We start from the raw sequence: 14,589 nt of genomic DNA on the forward strand, positions 1-14,589 counted from the left end.
CGCCGTCCCATTCGCAATCACACGGAGCCGTGATATGCATAGCGAAACGTCAAGCGACCTTTCCCTGGCGGGCCTTAACATCGCCATTCAAGACATCAAGGATGAATTATTCGACACTCCCGAGTGCGACTACGCCATTGCCCAACTGCTTACTCGCTGGGGACAGGCTGAAAAAGCCGAGCAACTGCTGGATGAGATGCTGATGAAGTGGGGTACTTCGCCTGAAGTACTTGCTTTAACGCAGCTCGGTTATGCAGAGAAAGACGGAACAGATCTTTACCCTTCAGATAAAACTGCCATAGCGCCCTTCGGGGTCGTAGCGGCCTAATCGGCTAATTCAGCACTGCTAGATTGTCTAGTGCAAAAAGCATCATCTATCAATGCCCCTTCCCGCTGACGCGGCGGGGCATTTTTATTGTATGAATGCAGGCGTTAGTCCAAGTGATCCAACGTGACAATGATGTCTTGTGTTGAGACATCCACGTTCCAGAAGGTATAGCGGTCGTTATCTTCATCAACGAGACGAATATCGAAGTAGGGATTGGTATACCCCGTTAAGGTTACTCGCTGGGTATCCCCGTTCATCAATACATCACTGCCTAACACATCCTCTTCCCAACTTTTTGAGCTCCCTGGGCTTACGTACATGTAGTAAATGGTGTAACCAGTTCGGTTGGTGATATCTACGTAGTAGTCAGCGGCCATCGCCAGCGATGAAGCACATAGAGCTACAAGCGCAATTAACAACGTTCTGATTCGCATTGTAAAGTTCCCTGATCTTTTTTTAGAAGTAAACAGTAAGTTGCGGGCTAAGTGAAATTTAGTATTCACACTCAACGGCGGGAGCAGTATATCGCCTGCGAGTTTTTTTACCCAGTCGCCCGCGGCATGCCGGTAGCTGATAGAATACCGCCCCTTTCAGGCACGTTAGCGGCCCATCGCCACAACGCCACCCACCATTTACTACCTGAGAGTTGCGCAATGATCGCCACCGCCCGCACCGTTTTCCGGCCACTTTTACGGCTGGGCCTTATCCCGCAGATTTTAATCGGTATCGTTGCCGGGGTATTGCTCGCCCTGTTTACACCGGGCATTGCTAGCGATGTGGCCCTGCTTGGCCAGCTATTTATCGCCGCTCTGCAGGCGGTAGCGCCCATTTTGGTGTTTGTACTGGTAGCCGCGGCGATCTCTACTCATCAAAAAGGCCAACCCACCCACATTCGCCCCGTGCTGGTGCTGTATGTGGTTGGCACGTTAATCGCCGCGCTCATTGCGGTGGCAGCCAGCTTTCTATTTCCCACCGAACTTTCATTGACTGCAGGCCAGGTTGACGGCAACCCGCCCGGCGATATTTTTAGCGTTCTGCGCGACCTACTGTTGAACGCGGTGGCCAACCCGGTTAGCGCGCTGGTGGAAGCCAACTTTATCGCCATTTTGGCCTGGGCCATCGGCCTGGGTTTGGCGCTGCGTCAAGCCAGCGACACCACCCGCCAAGCGCTAAATGACTTATCTGCGGCGGTCACCCGCATTGTGACGCTGGTGATTCGTTTAGCTCCGCTGGGTATCTTTGGCTTGGTGGCAGGCACACTGGCAGAATCTGGCGTTGAGGCGCTACTTAACTACGCCCAGCTGCTGGGTGTGATTGTGGGCTGCATGCTGTTTGTCGCGCTAGTGAGTAATCCGCTGTTGGTTTACTTCACCACCCGGCAAAATCCGTATCCACTGGTGTTTACGTGCCTGCGTGGCAGTGCGATTACCGCCTTTTTCACCCGTAGCTCGGCAGCGAATATACCGGTGAACTTGGAGCTTTGCCGCCGCCTAAAACTCGACCCTGACACCTACTCCATTTCCATTCCGCTGGGCGCAACAATCAATATGTGTGGTGCGGCCATCACCATTACGGTCATCACTCTGGCGACTACTCATACGCTGGGCATTAGCGTTGACTTCCCTACGGCGCTGCTGCTGTGCGTGGTTTCAGCACTGGCGGCCTGCGGCGTTTCAGGCGTGGCGGGCGGGTCACTGATGCTGATTCCCATGGCCGCCAACCTGTTCGGGATTCCCACGGAAGTGGCCATGCAGGCGGTGGCGATTGGCTTTGTGATCAGCGTGGTGCAGGACTCCACCGAAACCGCGCTTAACTCTTCTACCGATGTGCTGTTCACCGCGGCAGCTTGCCAGGCGCAAGAAGGCAAACGCGCTTAACCGTTCAGCTTTTAACCATCCACCTTTTTACCGTTTACCTTTTACCATTTACCATTTACCTTGGGGAGTGGCTTCTAATAACAGCCACTCCTCCTATATCAGCCCATCCCCTGGGCGCTCGCGTATTAACTATTGGATGCATTAACAAGCCTCGCTAAACGCTCCCGTTCATCCTCCTCATAAAAACTCGGGTCGTCGAATAGGTCGCGCTGGGTATCATCGAGGATCATTTTCAACACTTCTGCACTACTTTGTACCATCGGCTCAAAGTGTGCGGTATGAGTGACCAATGCCCTGACGCGGCGGCGACGGTAGAGGGCATAGATACCCAACAGGGTGAACACGCAGGCAATATAAATCGGCAGGCCGTGGCCCCCCACTAACGTCATCAGCGAACCTGCCGCTATCGGCGCCACGGCACAGCCCGCACCGTGCATGACCAGCATATCCGCCGAGCCGGAAACAATTTCATCCGTGTGAAGTTGATCGATCAGCTGCGCTACCGCCAGCGGGTAGAGCGAAAACGCCAAACCGCCCCAGATAAAATACAGCCCCAGCAGCACCTCGTGGCTGGGCGCAAAGGGCATGGCCGCGGCAATCAATGCCGCGAGCAGCACCACCCAGATCATCACCTTAGGCCGGTCGTGCTTATCGGAGAAGCGCCCGATGGGTATCTGCAGCAGTGCCCCACCGATAATCGCTACGCTCATTACCAAGCCAACACCGCCAATATCAAACCCCAATTGCGTGGCGTATATCGGCGTCATCGACCAGAACGCCCCCATGGCAAGCCCTGATAACGCAGCGGAAGCCACCGCCAGCGGCGCAAAGCCCAGCAATGCACGTAGGCTGCTTTTGGGCCGTTCGGAAATTTTGGGCTGAACGCGACGGGTCAAAGTAATGGGTAACAGCGCCCAACTGATCAAAATAGAGATCACCACAAACAGCAAAAAACCCTCTGGTGAAGAGAGCCTTAGCAGCTGTTGAGCCAGCGCTAACGCGCCCAGGTTGACCACCATATAGACAGCGAAAATCCGCCCCCGCTCGTGTCCTGCCGCCTGGCTGTTCAGCCAGCTCTCAATCACGGTAATCAAGGTAATAAACGCAAGCCCGTAAACCACCCGCAACGGCAGCCATACCCACGGGTCGATAAACACCAGATGCAGTAGCGCCACCGATGAACAAATAGACGCGCAGAAGCCAAAGGTGCGAATGTGCCCCATACGCCGTATTAAGCGCCCGCTCACCCAGGTGCCGCAGATAAAGCCGACAAAATAGCCGGACATGATGATCCCCAACACCGCGCTTGAAAAACCTTCCGCCGTACCTCGCAAGGTGAGCAGCGTGTTGAGCAAGCCGTTGCCCAGCAACAAAAGTGCCACACTGCGTAGTATCGATTTAACGGGATTGAGCATGGCCAATGAATACATTGCGCTTCCTCGTAGCAGACTCGCTATAGGTCATGCATAAAGGATGCCACTGAAAGTCTTCGAGATTACCGTGTTGACCGATGAGATCGTTGACAAGCTATCGTTCTTTATATAGAACGTTGTTTATATAAAGCGTTCTATATAAAGAACAGCTCAACGGATGGCGGGCAGCCTTATGGATAAACTCTCACTCAACACGCTGGGCCAGCATCTTCAAGCACTTCGCCTTGAGCGAGGCTGGTCGCTTTCGCAATTAGCCAATGAGGCGGGCATCGCCAAGTCCAACCTGTGTCGCTTGGAGCAAGGCAACGGCAATCCCACCATCGATACCATTTGGCGGCTTGCAGTGCAGCTCAATGTGCCCTTCGGCACCCTGGTGGCCCCCATCAGCGTGCCACTGGGCGAAGACGGTGTGCAGGTGCGCTTAATTGACCAAGGCAAAGACTCACCCCAGGTGGATGCCTACTGGATGCGCTGCGCACCGCATACGTTGCGTCATGCTGAAGCCCATACACCGGGCACCCGCGAATCGCTTACGCTGATTAGCGGCTGGCTGGAAGCGGGGCCAGAAGGTGCCACCACGCAGCTAACCCCGGGGAACACTGTGACCTTCCCCGCCGACCAGCCACACCTTTATCGCACCCAAGCAGCGGAGGCCACGTTGATAATGACCATCACCTACGGTGCAGAAGGCCAAACTTCATGAACCAAGCTGCCAGTCACTCTCCACTGCGTAGCGCGCTGCAGGGCGTACGCGAAGCCATTCCGCTCCTCGGCGGCTACATTCCGGTGGCGCTGTCGTTTGGCTTGGTCGCCACCCAGGCAGGCTTTAGCACTCTGGAAGCCACGGCTATTTCAGCGCTGATTTACGCCGGGGCCTCGCAGTTTCTGTTTGTGGGCATGATCGCTACCGGCGCACCGCTGTGGTTGGTGGTGGCGATGACGCTGCTGATTAACGTTCGTCATGTGGTGTACGGCCCTAACCTGGCGGCGTTATTGCCACGCAGCCGCCACTGGCCCTGGCTGATGCATGGCCTCACCGATCAGGTATTTGCTCTGGCCTTAACCCGGCTACCCCAGCTGCCTGAGGTTAAGCGCTTTAGTTGGTTTGTGGGTGCATCGCTGCTGGCCTGGGGCGCCTGGATCATCGGTACCGCGGTAGGCGCCACCGCAGGCGAAGCGTTTACCGCTCGCTGGCCGCTGCTGGGTGAGATTATGCCCTTCGCCCTGCCCGCGCTGTTTCTGACTATGGTGGCACCACGCTTTACCGATAAGCGCTGGGCCGTGGCCATGGGCTGCACCATTCTGGCGGCACTCGGTTTAACGCTGGTCGGCTGGAGCAATGTGGCGATTCCCCTAGCGGCTGCCTGCGGCGCGCTGTGCTTCTATATGGTCACGTTTGAAACGAGGAGGCGTACATCATGAGCACCGCACTTTGGTTAGCCGTTGTCGTGTCTGCCCTGGGCACCTTGCTGATGCGGGTCGTGCCTTTTTTATGGATGCAGCGACGACTCAATAGCTCTACCGGCCTTAATAACATGCCCCAGTGGCTGGGTATTCTTGGCCCGCTGATGATTGCCGCCGTACTGGGGGTGTCCATTGTGCCGGTTAACCCCAGCGCTGTTTCCTGGATCGCCACCGTCATCGGGCTTTCTGTCACGCTACTGGTGTGGTCGCGGGTACGCTCATTGGGCTGGCCGGTCGCTGCCGGAGTGGCGGTGTTTGGGTTGGTGGAGGTCACGGCCCTCATTTGGTAATGCTTTGCATTAGCTTTTACGCCATGCCATCATCCTGACTTTTCACTCCAGGGCAGTCGTAAAGTGACCTTAATGTTAAAAGCACACACCCATGGCAAGAAGGTTTTAATGCGTGTGTTGCTGATAACGCTGGCGGCGCTAATTCACTCTATATCGACCGCTAACACGCCAAACAGCCCCCCTGAATCGCCACGCATTGTGACGCTTTACCAGGGGGCTACTGACAGCGCCGTAGCCCTTGGACTTACACCTATTGGCGTAGTCGATTCATGGCTGGAAAAACCCATGTACCGCTACCTGCGTGATCCGCTTGATGGCGTCGAGCATGTGGGGCTGGAAACCCAACCCAACCTGGAAAAGATTGCCTGGCTGAAGCCTGACCTGGTGATTGCCAGCGATTTTCGCCATGCGCGCATAGCGCCGCTATTAAGTGCTATTGCCCCCACGGTATCAGCGCCTACGGTATTTAACTTCAAGACCACACTCACGATGGTGGCTAATGCCACTGGCCGCGAAGCGCAGGCGAATGAGCTTCTTCAGCTATGGAGTGATCGTGTCGCCGACTTTCGTCAGCAGATTGCCGCCAGGCTAGGCAGCGAGTGGCCGCAAAAAGTGGCCGTGGTACGGTTTAAAAGCGATCACGTACGTATCTATACCAGCGGCTTTGCGGGCTCGATTCTTGATGAGCTGGGCTTTGCGCAACCGGATACCCTGCAAAGCCAGAGCTGGGGAATGAAGCTTTCCAGTACTGAAAACATCCCGGTGCTGGATGCCAACGCCCTGTTTATTCTGCTTGAGCCGGATGACCCCGCCATTGCTGATAATTACCAGCACTGGGCTTCCCACCCTCTCTGGCAACAGCTATCCGCAGTCCAAAGCGGACGTGTTTTTGAAGTTGATCCAGTCAGTTGGATGATGGGCGGCGGTGTATTAGCGGCCAACGCCATGCTGGATGATCTCTATAGCCACTATGGATTAGCTTGCCACACCCCCTTGCCAAACCGCGGCGAGGAACCCTCATGCTAAACAGCGCCGCCGCGAAAAGTATTGGCCTGCTGTTGGGGGCGCTGGTGGCGCTGGGCGCCTTTTTCGCCAGCGTGATGCTAGGCACCACAGAGATCGCCCTCTCCTCTCTGTTCGGTTCGTTCGCCCATTACGACCCCACCAATATCGCCCACATCATTCTCTTAACCGAGCGCCTGCCCCGCGCGGTGATCGCCGCTCTGGTGGGCGCCAGCCTGGCGATTGCCGGGGCACTGATGCAGACCATGACGCGTAACCCGCTGGCGTCACCGGGCATTCTGGGCATTAACGCTGGCGCGATGTTTTTTGTCGTGGTCGCGGTGTCCCTTTTGCCACTGCATACACCTGCCCACTACGTATGGGCCGCGTTGTTAGGCGCGCTGGTCGCTGCCGTACTGGTGGTGGTGCTTAGCCGCGGCCGCCACGGTGAGCTCTCCCCACTGCGGGTTGTGCTGGCAGGAGTGGCGGTAACGGCGATGTTTGTATCTTTCAGCCAAGGGCTGCTGGTGGTCGATCAGCAAAGTTTTGAAAGCGTGCTCTACTGGCTGGCGGGTTCGGTGTCAGGACGCGATCTTTCATTGGTAGCGCCCTTGCTACCGCTCTTCGGTGGGGCGCTTTTACTTAGCGCACTGCTCGTCCGCCACGCCAATGCGCTGTTACTGGGCGATGATATGGTCACCGGGCTCGGCATGCAGGCCACCACTATCAAGCTGCTACTCGGGTTGATTGTGATTGTACTGGCGGGTAGCTCCGTGGCGCTGGCAGGCATGATTGGGTTTGTGGGTCTGATTGTGCCCCATATGGCGCGGGGGCTGTTTGGCATCGACCACCGCTGGCTGCTGCCGGCCTGCGCCTTGCTCGGTGCCTGTTTGCTGCTGCTGGCCGATCTCGCCTCGCGCTTTTTAATGCCCCCCCAGGAGATACCGGTGGGTGTAATGACGGCGCTGATCGGCACGCCCTTCTTTATCTATCTAGCGCGACGCAAGATGGCAGGCCAATGAGACAAACAGTAACGTTAACCCTCGATAGCAAGGTGCAGAGCGACAGTAAACGCTTACTGCACAGCCTCATAATGCTAAGCCTTTTATTGGTCGCCAGCGTCGGGCTGTCGCTCTGCTTAGGCAGTTTTCCCACATCGTTCACCCAAGTACTACACGCCCTCGCCGCGCCACAAAGTAGCGATATCACTTTTATCATTTGGGAGTTAAGGCTGCCCAGAATTCTACTGGCCATACTGGTCGGTGCCGCCCTGGCAATAGCGGGGGCAATTCTACAAAGCATTGTGCGTAACCCTCTGGCTTCCCCAGACGTGATCGGCATTACCAGCGGCGCGGCGCTGGCGGCGGTGCTGTTTTTAGCGTTATTGAGCACCACCTTAAGCATTCACTGGCTGCCCGTGGCGGCCATGCTGGGGGCGCTGGTGTCAGCATTGCTGGTAGTCAGCCTCGCCTGGAAAGGCGGCATCAGCCCATCGCGGATGGTGCTGGTGGGCATTGGCCTTGCAGCAGCCATGGGCGCAGGCACTACGCTATTAATCGTGATCAGCGATGACTCCGCCGCCATGACTGCCTATGTCTGGCTCACCGGCAGCCTTTACGCTGCACAATGGGACGATGTTCGCGGTCTACTGCCGTGGCTAGTCATTGCCGTGCCGATCAGCCTAGCCTTCGCCCGGCATGCCGATGCCATGGCGCTGGGCGACGCCGTTGCCGAAGGGCTGGGGGTGGCGATTCTGCGCAGCCGATTAGTATTGCTAGCCTGCAGCGTGGCGCTGGCCGGTGCCGCGGTGGCGTTTGCAGGGGGCTTAAGCTTTGTGGGGTTAATTGCCCCCCACCTGGCAGCCAGGCTGGTGGGGCGCAATATGGCACGGCTGGTGCCCGCATCCGCGCTGGTCGGCGCGCTGATTGTGCTTTACGCCGACCTGCTGGGCCGAGTGGCCTTTTTACCCAAAGACCTGCCTGCGGGCATTTTCGTTGCCGGGATAGGCGCGCCCTTTTTTGTCTATTTGTTGCATAGATCACGAGCGCGCTTTTAAAATCTGCTGACAAAAAAAGCGTCGCCCTCGGGGCGCCGCCAAACAGTATCGAGCATAGAAAATCAATAATAAAAAACAGAAAGCGGCTGATTAGAAATCTAGCTTGTACCCCAGCGTGAAGGTGCGGCCACGCCCGGTGAAGTAGTACTCGTCGCTAATCCGCGCGGCTTGGGAGTAGTAAGTGATGTAGTCTTCATCGGTTAGGTTTTCGATACCCACTGATACTCTGCCGGTGGGCAGGCGATAGGCTAACGAAGCATCCACTAAGCCGTAGCCGTCAAAATCGAGCTCAGGGTTATCGACGCTGCGATCGAAGTAGTAGCTACCCTGTAAGCGCGTGGAAACACGCTCGTTCCAGGTGGCGCTCCAGCCCAGTTTGAGTGTATCCGGGGCGATATTGATACCGGTGAGTTTGGTATCCACGCTACCGTCGCCATCCTGATCCGATTTGCCCTCGGTATGGGCGTAAGAGAGCGACAGATCATGCTTGTCCGCCACCTGCATGTCACCAGTAATCTCAACGCCCTGGATCTCGGTTTTCTCTCGGCTGCCTACCCAGGTGCCATTCTGTTCGGTCAGCCGTTGGCCGTAATCCGAGTTCGACTCGTAATAGCTGATCTCTAACCCATAACCATCCCAGTCAAAGCGCGCGCCGATCTCGTGGTTTTCGGTCACAATCGGCTGAAGCTGCAGTAAGCTATCCACATCCTGGCCCGCCGTGCCAATACCGCGCAGCACCCGGCCCACATCGGGCATGCCAAAGCCTTCCGAGTAGTTGGCATACAGCTGGGCCCAGTCGGTGGCTTGATAGGTTAAACCGACGTTATACAGCGTCTCATCGAAGCTGGGCTTGCCACCGTCCACGCTGACGTTGTCTTGAGTGACATTGCTGCGATCAATCGTTTGGAAGCTATCCACCTCAAGCTCAGCGTGCTCGTGACGCACCCCCGCATGCAGCGTCAGCGGATCCGCTAGTTTAAACTGACCTTGCAGGAACGGCGCCAAATTACGGAAGCGACTTTCCGGCACGTAAGTACGCCCGGTATGCACGAGCATTTGGCTTGTCTCGTCTTCCAATACATCCAAACCCACCGTCACACCCAAGCGGTCGTCCAGCATACCGTCACGGTTCAAGGTGAATTTAGCGCCCGTTTTGTCAGACTCATTGCGCGTCTGATCGAATTGGGTATCGCCCGCACTATCCAGGTAAGGGAAAAACGGCGTAGTCGCGAAGCGCGCGCGAAAACGCTGGTGATAGACCTGGGCATCTAGCTCATTGCCAAACCAATCAGCGTGGGAGTAGGAAAGCCGCGCCGAGGTCACTTCGTTAAACCCTGGCTCGCCCTCACGGCTGCCTTTGCGCGCTGTGGTCGGCACACCTGCCGCACGATCACCCGCTACCGGCACGTAGTCGTTGCCCTCTTGCAAATCGAAATGATTAAGCGAGAACTCAACATTCTGGTTATCGTCGATCCAGTAACCCAGCTTGCCGAACAGATCGTAGCTTTCCGAGTTCTGCAGCTCGCCGGGGTAGGCAATACCGACCACCTCGTCGTTGCCATCGTAAAAGACCCCGCGCTCCTGACGAGTGGCTGCGGCAACGAAATCCCAGTCGCCCTGCTGCCCGCTAATACGGTAGTCCAGCTTGTGGCCCAGTCCACCGGACTGGAAATCATCGTCCGTGGTCAGGCTGATGCCCGCGTGCTGGCTAATGCCGCCACCTTCAGCGCGCCGGGTCACCAAGTTGATCAAACCACCGGTGGCACCTAAACCATGCTCGGCGCTGGCGCCGTGGATGACTTCAATGCGCTCAACCATGGAAAGGTCAATGGTATAGCTATCCCGTGAGCTGTCGCGCAGCGGGTTGGACTGGGGCACCCCATCAATCAGAAAAAGCGCATCGCGACCACGAAATGTCTCCCCCGCATTGGAGAGCTTTTGGCGGCTAGGTGAGTAAGAGGGAATCAAGTTGCTGAGCACCTGGCCCGGGTCATCGGTAATCGCTAGCTGTTGCTCAATCTGCTCGCGGGTGATGATCGTTACTCGCTGCGGCGTTTGCCCCGCTTCGCTGTGGCTGCGGGTGGCGGTCACCACCATGGTCGAGTCGGCATCACTGGCGACGCCTTGTGACTCAGCCGTTGTTGACTCCTGCGCGTGAGCTTGACTGATCGCCACCAAACCGGCGAGCGTCACCGTGTGCCACAATACTGGACGAGTCTTAATGCGCATTTTTTACCTTTTGAGTGAACGATTCCCAGAAAACGTAATACATATCTAAATGATAATGATTGTATTATCCACATAAAGACATAAAGGTCTACTCCGCGAGGAAAAACAGGTTGGAGCAGCGAACAACTGCCAGTAGCAAATATTGAAAATGAGAATATTTTGGCTTACGGTTCTGCCTGCTTTAGCAACCTCAACGAGCACATCCATGACACAACCTTCTCACCAGCCACCTCGTTTGACGGGCGAAGCCCTACAAGCGGGCTATGACACTCGACGTGTATTGGATGGTGTCGACATAGCGATTGAGGAAGGCAAGCTCACGGTACTGTTGGGCCCCAACGGCAGTGGCAAGTCGACCCTGCTGAAAACCCTTGCCCGCACGCTTACGCCTAGTGACGGGCATGTGTATTTGGACGGCAAGGATATTCATCGCAGCAAAACGCGGGAGGTCGCCAAGCGCCTGGGGATTCTGCCCCAAGGCCCGGTGGCGCCAGAGGGGCTGAGCGTGAAGCAGTTGGTGGCGATGGGGCGGTTTCCGCACCAAGGGTTATGGCAGAAGAATGCTCAGCAGGACGCCGAGGCCATTCGTGAAGCCATGACTTATACCCACGTAACGGAGTTTGCCGAGCGCAACGTCGATGCGCTCTCCGGCGGCCAGCGCCAGCGCTGCTGGATTGCCATGGTACTGGCCCAGCAAACCGACCTGATCCTGCTTGATGAGCCCACGACTTTTCTAGACCTTAAGGTACAGGTTGATTTGCTGGAATTACTTTCGCGCCTAGCTCATGAGAAAGGCCGCACCCTGCTACTAGTGCTTCATGATCTAAACTTGGCCGCCGCCTACGCCGATCAGTTAGTAATGATGTGCGATGGCCGAATTGTCACCAGCGGCGCGCCTAGCGAAGTTTTTACCGCGCCCAATCTCAAGCGCGTGTTTGACCTGGATGCTCATGTTATCCACGACCCAGAAAGCGGCAGCCCGATTTGTGTACCGCGCAAGCGGAACCAGCCCGCCACTGAATCGGATGTGCTTGCTCTACAACGCTGCGCAATGTGAGTCATATACCTGTTTTCATTAGCACCGTAGAGAATGGACACGCGACTCGTCCCACTCTGGCCTAAGGGGCCTTCTCCAACAAATACTCGGCAACCGCTTGATAGGCTGGGAGCGAGGAGGGATCGTTGGCGGCATTACTTGCCACCGGATGAGAGGCAAAGCGTACTATCACCATCTCAGCGGTGGGATCGATATATATCGTTTGCCCATGCACACCACGGGCAGCAAACGCACCATGTTCGTTATGCAGTGACCACCACATGCCACGGTAGCTACCGCCAGGTAAATAGCGATAGCCTGCAGCGGCAAACGCTTGCCTATCGCCACCTTGACGGATGCGTTCTACCGCGGCAGCGGGAAACAGTCGCTCGCCGTTAATAACACCTTCATTCAACACCAACTGGCCTACTCTGGCCATATCCCGTAGGCCTGCACTTAAACCACCACCGGCAAACGGTGTTCCGATGGAGTCGACGGTAAAGTAGCCATCCTGCTCAGCGCCTATACGCTGCCAAATTCGCGATGACAGCAACGACGTCACCGATTCGCCACTGGTGCGCGCTATTACCCAACCCAGCGCATCTGTATTGATTGTTTTGTAGCCAAATACCTGCCCATGCTCACCTTCGGGCTGCACGGTGGCTAAATACTCATAGTAAGTACGCGGCCCAGAATAGCTTTCTGGCTTGGGGAGCGGGTTTGCCGCTGCATTGTACGCCCATATTTCTGCATTGGGATCGCTGTAATCTTCGCTGTAGGCAAGGCCTGTGGTCATTTCTAACAACTGCTGCACGGTAGCGTTGCCAAAAGCGCTATCGGCCAGCTCTGGAAGTATGTCACCGACGAGCGCCTCTTCATCCAATGCACCTTCAGCTACCAGGATTTCTCCCAACAGGCCGGTCATCGATTTAGTGACCGACATAGCCCCATGCTTGCCTGCTTCATCTAGACAGCCAGCGTAGTACTCATACACCACTTGGCCCTGATGAAGAATCAGCAGGCCATCGATGTAATTCTCATTCAGCGACGCCTGCCACGACATGGGTTCATTACCGCCAAGCGGGGTAAACATCACATCGTTGATAGCGTCATCCAGTGCGTAGGTGAGCGGCACAGGCGCGGCTAACCCACGGCTTACCTGTTTAGTGGGCAGCAATTCGCGAAAATGGCACACCGTCCAGCGCATTTTAGGAAAGCTAAAGTAGTTGGCGTCAGGTTGGCCAATGACCCGTTCAGAAGCAGGGGGAAAGCCTTGCATCCAGCCTAACCGGTTAGGGTCTGATTCTTCGGCAGTTAACACGTCACTGTTAAGCGACTGCGCGGTGGCGGGTGCTGCCCAAGCAACTAATATGACCGGCAGCGTAAACAGTAAAACGCTGATAAATCGACGGGGTAAACGTGGCATGACCAACTCCTGGGTGAGCTATTTCGCACAAAGATACACAGCCACCTTGCTCAGTATAGCTAGAAATTCTACCTAGCTTCTCTGAATGATTGAATTTAAAGAAAGTCGTTTTTCCTTGCAGTGCTTTGATAAGTACTTCAAAGCGTTACGGCTAGACAACGCATGTCGATTAAAACCTCGAAATCTGGTCACTGCACTCTCCCACTACCGACCTAGACTTTAGTCTCAATAATTTCAATTAAACTCCCCGTTTCCGTTCCGGTGCATCACCTAGCAGCAATCTTAACTACTTATTTTTCACTCAATTAAGTACCCAGGTGAGATGGCTTCTCTGCTGTTTTGCACAGGCTTCACAAAGTTTTTAGAATATTGTATAAGATATAAAAAACGGAAAATGAATACTTAAGCTGCTATCTTCACCATTAATCACCCATGCCAAAAATCACAGGTGCTCCATGAAACATGTGCGCGTCATCGACTCCCATACTGCGGGTGAACCGACAAGGCTGGTGATGGAGGGGTTCCCCGACCTGCCTGGCACCACCATGGCGGAGAAACGCGACGCCCTGCGCGAATCCCACGACCAGTGGAGGCGCGCCTGCATGTTAGAGCCTCGCGGGCATGACGTGCTGGTTGGGGCGCTTTACTGCGCGCCCGAGTCGCCGGATGCGACCTGCGGGGTCATCTTCTTCAACAATACCGGGTACCTGGGTATGTGCGGTCACGGCACCATCGGCTTGGTGGCCTCTCTGCATCATCTGGGTCTGATATCCCCCGGAGATCACAAAATCGACACGCCAGTTGGCCCGATCAGTGCAACCCTGCATGAAGACGGCGCCGTTACCGTGCGCAATGTCCTCGCCTATCGCTATCGCCAGCAAGTTCCCATTGAAGTACCCGGTTTCGGTCAGGTACACGGCGATATTGCCTGGGGTGGCAACTGGTTTTTCCTGATTAGCGACCATGGCCAATCATTGACCCTGGATAACGTCGAGGCGCTGACGAATTTCACCTGGGCCGTTCGTCAGGCACTAGAAGCGGCGGCCATCACCGGCGATAACGGTGGCGTGATTGACCATATCGAACTATTTGCTGACGACGCTGTGGCCGATAGCCGTAATTTCGTACTCTGCCCCGGCAAGGCCTATGACCGTTCCCCCTGTGGTACCGGCACCAGCGCCAAGCTGGCGTGCCTAGCAGCGGATGGCAAGCTATCACCCGGCGCAACCTGGGTGCAGGCAAGTATCTGTGACAGCCAGTTTGAGGGGTACTACGAGTGGGAGGGTGATCGCATTCGTCCCTACATTAAGGGTCGCGCCTATCTGAGTGCCGACACCACCCTGTTGATTGATGAGCAAGACCCGTTCGCTTGGGGAATCACTGCCTCGTAATCATTGACCATCGACTGCCCCGCTTTCGAACCCAGCGCCAACTCCAATTACTGATAA

At 56.0% G+C, this 14,589-nt stretch carries 14 protein-coding genes; 10 read left to right on the forward strand and 4 right to left on the reverse strand.

Features of this window, described 5'->3' with window-relative positions:
* The first annotated feature begins 34 nt into the window (after positions 1-34).
* Complete coding sequence (locus tag KUC_RS12545; protein WP_007113576.1) at positions 35-328, forward strand: hypothetical protein; 294 nt, start codon at positions 35-37, stop codon at positions 326-328.
* A 104-nt stretch (positions 329-432) separates the two neighbouring features.
* Here the strand turns inward: KUC_RS12545 and KUC_RS12550 are convergent, their stop codons facing one another.
* Complete coding sequence (locus KUC_RS12550; RefSeq protein WP_040480802.1) at positions 433-762, reverse strand: hypothetical protein; 330 nt, start codon at positions 760-762, stop codon at positions 433-435.
* Between the two features lie 219 nt (positions 763-981).
* Between KUC_RS12550 and sstT the strand changes: the two genes are divergently transcribed.
* Complete coding sequence (gene sstT / locus KUC_RS12555; protein ID WP_040480804.1) at positions 982-2,205, forward strand: serine/threonine transporter SstT; 1,224 nt, start codon at positions 982-984, stop codon at positions 2,203-2,205.
* A 125-nt stretch (positions 2,206-2,330) separates the two neighbouring features.
* Here the strand turns inward: sstT and KUC_RS12560 are convergent, their stop codons facing one another.
* Positions 2,331-3,635 (reverse strand): MFS transporter, encoded by a 1,305-nt coding sequence (locus tag KUC_RS12560; protein ID WP_007113579.1) that lies wholly within the window; start codon positions 3,633-3,635, stop codon positions 2,331-2,333.
* 175 nt (positions 3,636-3,810) lie between these two features.
* Here KUC_RS12560 and KUC_RS12565 point away from each other — a divergent pair, with 175 nt between their 5' ends.
* The 6 genes from KUC_RS12565 to KUC_RS12590 all read left to right on the forward strand — a co-directional run bounded on the left by KUC_RS12565 (position 3,811) and on the right by KUC_RS12590 (position 8,450).
* The gene (locus KUC_RS12565) at positions 3,811-4,341 is read left to right on the forward strand and encodes a helix-turn-helix domain-containing protein (protein WP_040481074.1); all 531 of its coding nucleotides are present in this window, start codon (positions 3,811-3,813) and stop codon (positions 4,339-4,341) included.
* Positions 4,338-5,060, forward strand: a complete 723-nt coding sequence (locus tag KUC_RS12570) for an AzlC family ABC transporter permease (RefSeq protein WP_007113581.1) — start codon at positions 4,338-4,340, stop codon at positions 5,058-5,060. Before KUC_RS12565 ends, KUC_RS12570 begins: the two co-directional genes overlap by 4 nt.
* Positions 5,057-5,392 (forward strand): AzlD domain-containing protein, encoded by a 336-nt coding sequence (locus KUC_RS12575; protein ID WP_007113582.1) that lies wholly within the window; start codon positions 5,057-5,059, stop codon positions 5,390-5,392. The genes KUC_RS12570 and KUC_RS12575 overlap by 4 nt, the downstream gene beginning before the upstream one ends.
* A 72-nt stretch (positions 5,393-5,464) precedes the next feature.
* Positions 5,465-6,418 carry an ABC transporter substrate-binding protein gene (locus KUC_RS12580; protein WP_007113583.1) on the forward strand — a complete coding sequence of 318 codons (954 nt, stop codon included), beginning with the start codon at positions 5,465-5,467 and terminating at the stop codon, positions 6,416-6,418.
* Positions 6,412-7,416, forward strand: coding sequence for a FecCD family ABC transporter permease (locus tag KUC_RS12585; RefSeq protein ID WP_007113584.1), 1,005 nt, complete (start codon positions 6,412-6,414; stop codon positions 7,414-7,416). Before KUC_RS12580 ends, KUC_RS12585 begins: the two co-directional genes overlap by 7 nt.
* A complete protein-coding gene (locus KUC_RS12590; protein WP_007113585.1) occupies positions 7,413-8,450 on the forward strand; it encodes a FecCD family ABC transporter permease in 1,038 nt (345 codons plus the stop codon). The genes KUC_RS12585 and KUC_RS12590 overlap by 4 nt, the downstream gene beginning before the upstream one ends.
* A gap of 90 nt (positions 8,451-8,540) precedes the next feature.
* Here the strand turns inward: KUC_RS12590 and KUC_RS12595 are convergent, their stop codons facing one another.
* Positions 8,541-10,679, reverse strand: coding sequence for a TonB-dependent receptor (locus KUC_RS12595; RefSeq protein ID WP_050804856.1), 2,139 nt, complete (start codon positions 10,677-10,679; stop codon positions 8,541-8,543).
* 205 nt (positions 10,680-10,884) lie between these two features.
* Here KUC_RS12595 and KUC_RS12600 point away from each other — a divergent pair, with 205 nt between their 5' ends.
* A complete protein-coding gene (locus KUC_RS12600; protein ID WP_007113587.1) occupies positions 10,885-11,736 on the forward strand; it encodes an ABC transporter ATP-binding protein in 852 nt (283 codons plus the stop codon).
* Between the two features lie 61 nt (positions 11,737-11,797).
* On the opposite strand, the gene KUC_RS12605 is transcribed toward KUC_RS12600, so the two are convergent.
* Entirely contained in the window at positions 11,798-13,141 is a 1,344-nt protein-coding gene (locus tag KUC_RS12605; protein WP_007113588.1) for a serine hydrolase domain-containing protein, read from the reverse strand.
* Positions 13,142-13,596: 455 nt separating this feature from the next.
* Between KUC_RS12605 and KUC_RS12610 the strand changes: the two genes are divergently transcribed.
* The gene (locus tag KUC_RS12610; RefSeq protein ID WP_007113589.1) at positions 13,597-14,532 is read left to right on the forward strand and encodes a 4-hydroxyproline epimerase; all 936 of its coding nucleotides are present in this window, start codon (positions 13,597-13,599) and stop codon (positions 14,530-14,532) included.
* Positions 14,533-14,589 lie beyond the last annotated feature (57 nt).

This window comes from Vreelandella boliviensis LC1 (assembly GCF_000236035.1).
GTDB lineage: Bacteria > Pseudomonadota > Gammaproteobacteria > Pseudomonadales > Halomonadaceae > Vreelandella > Vreelandella boliviensis.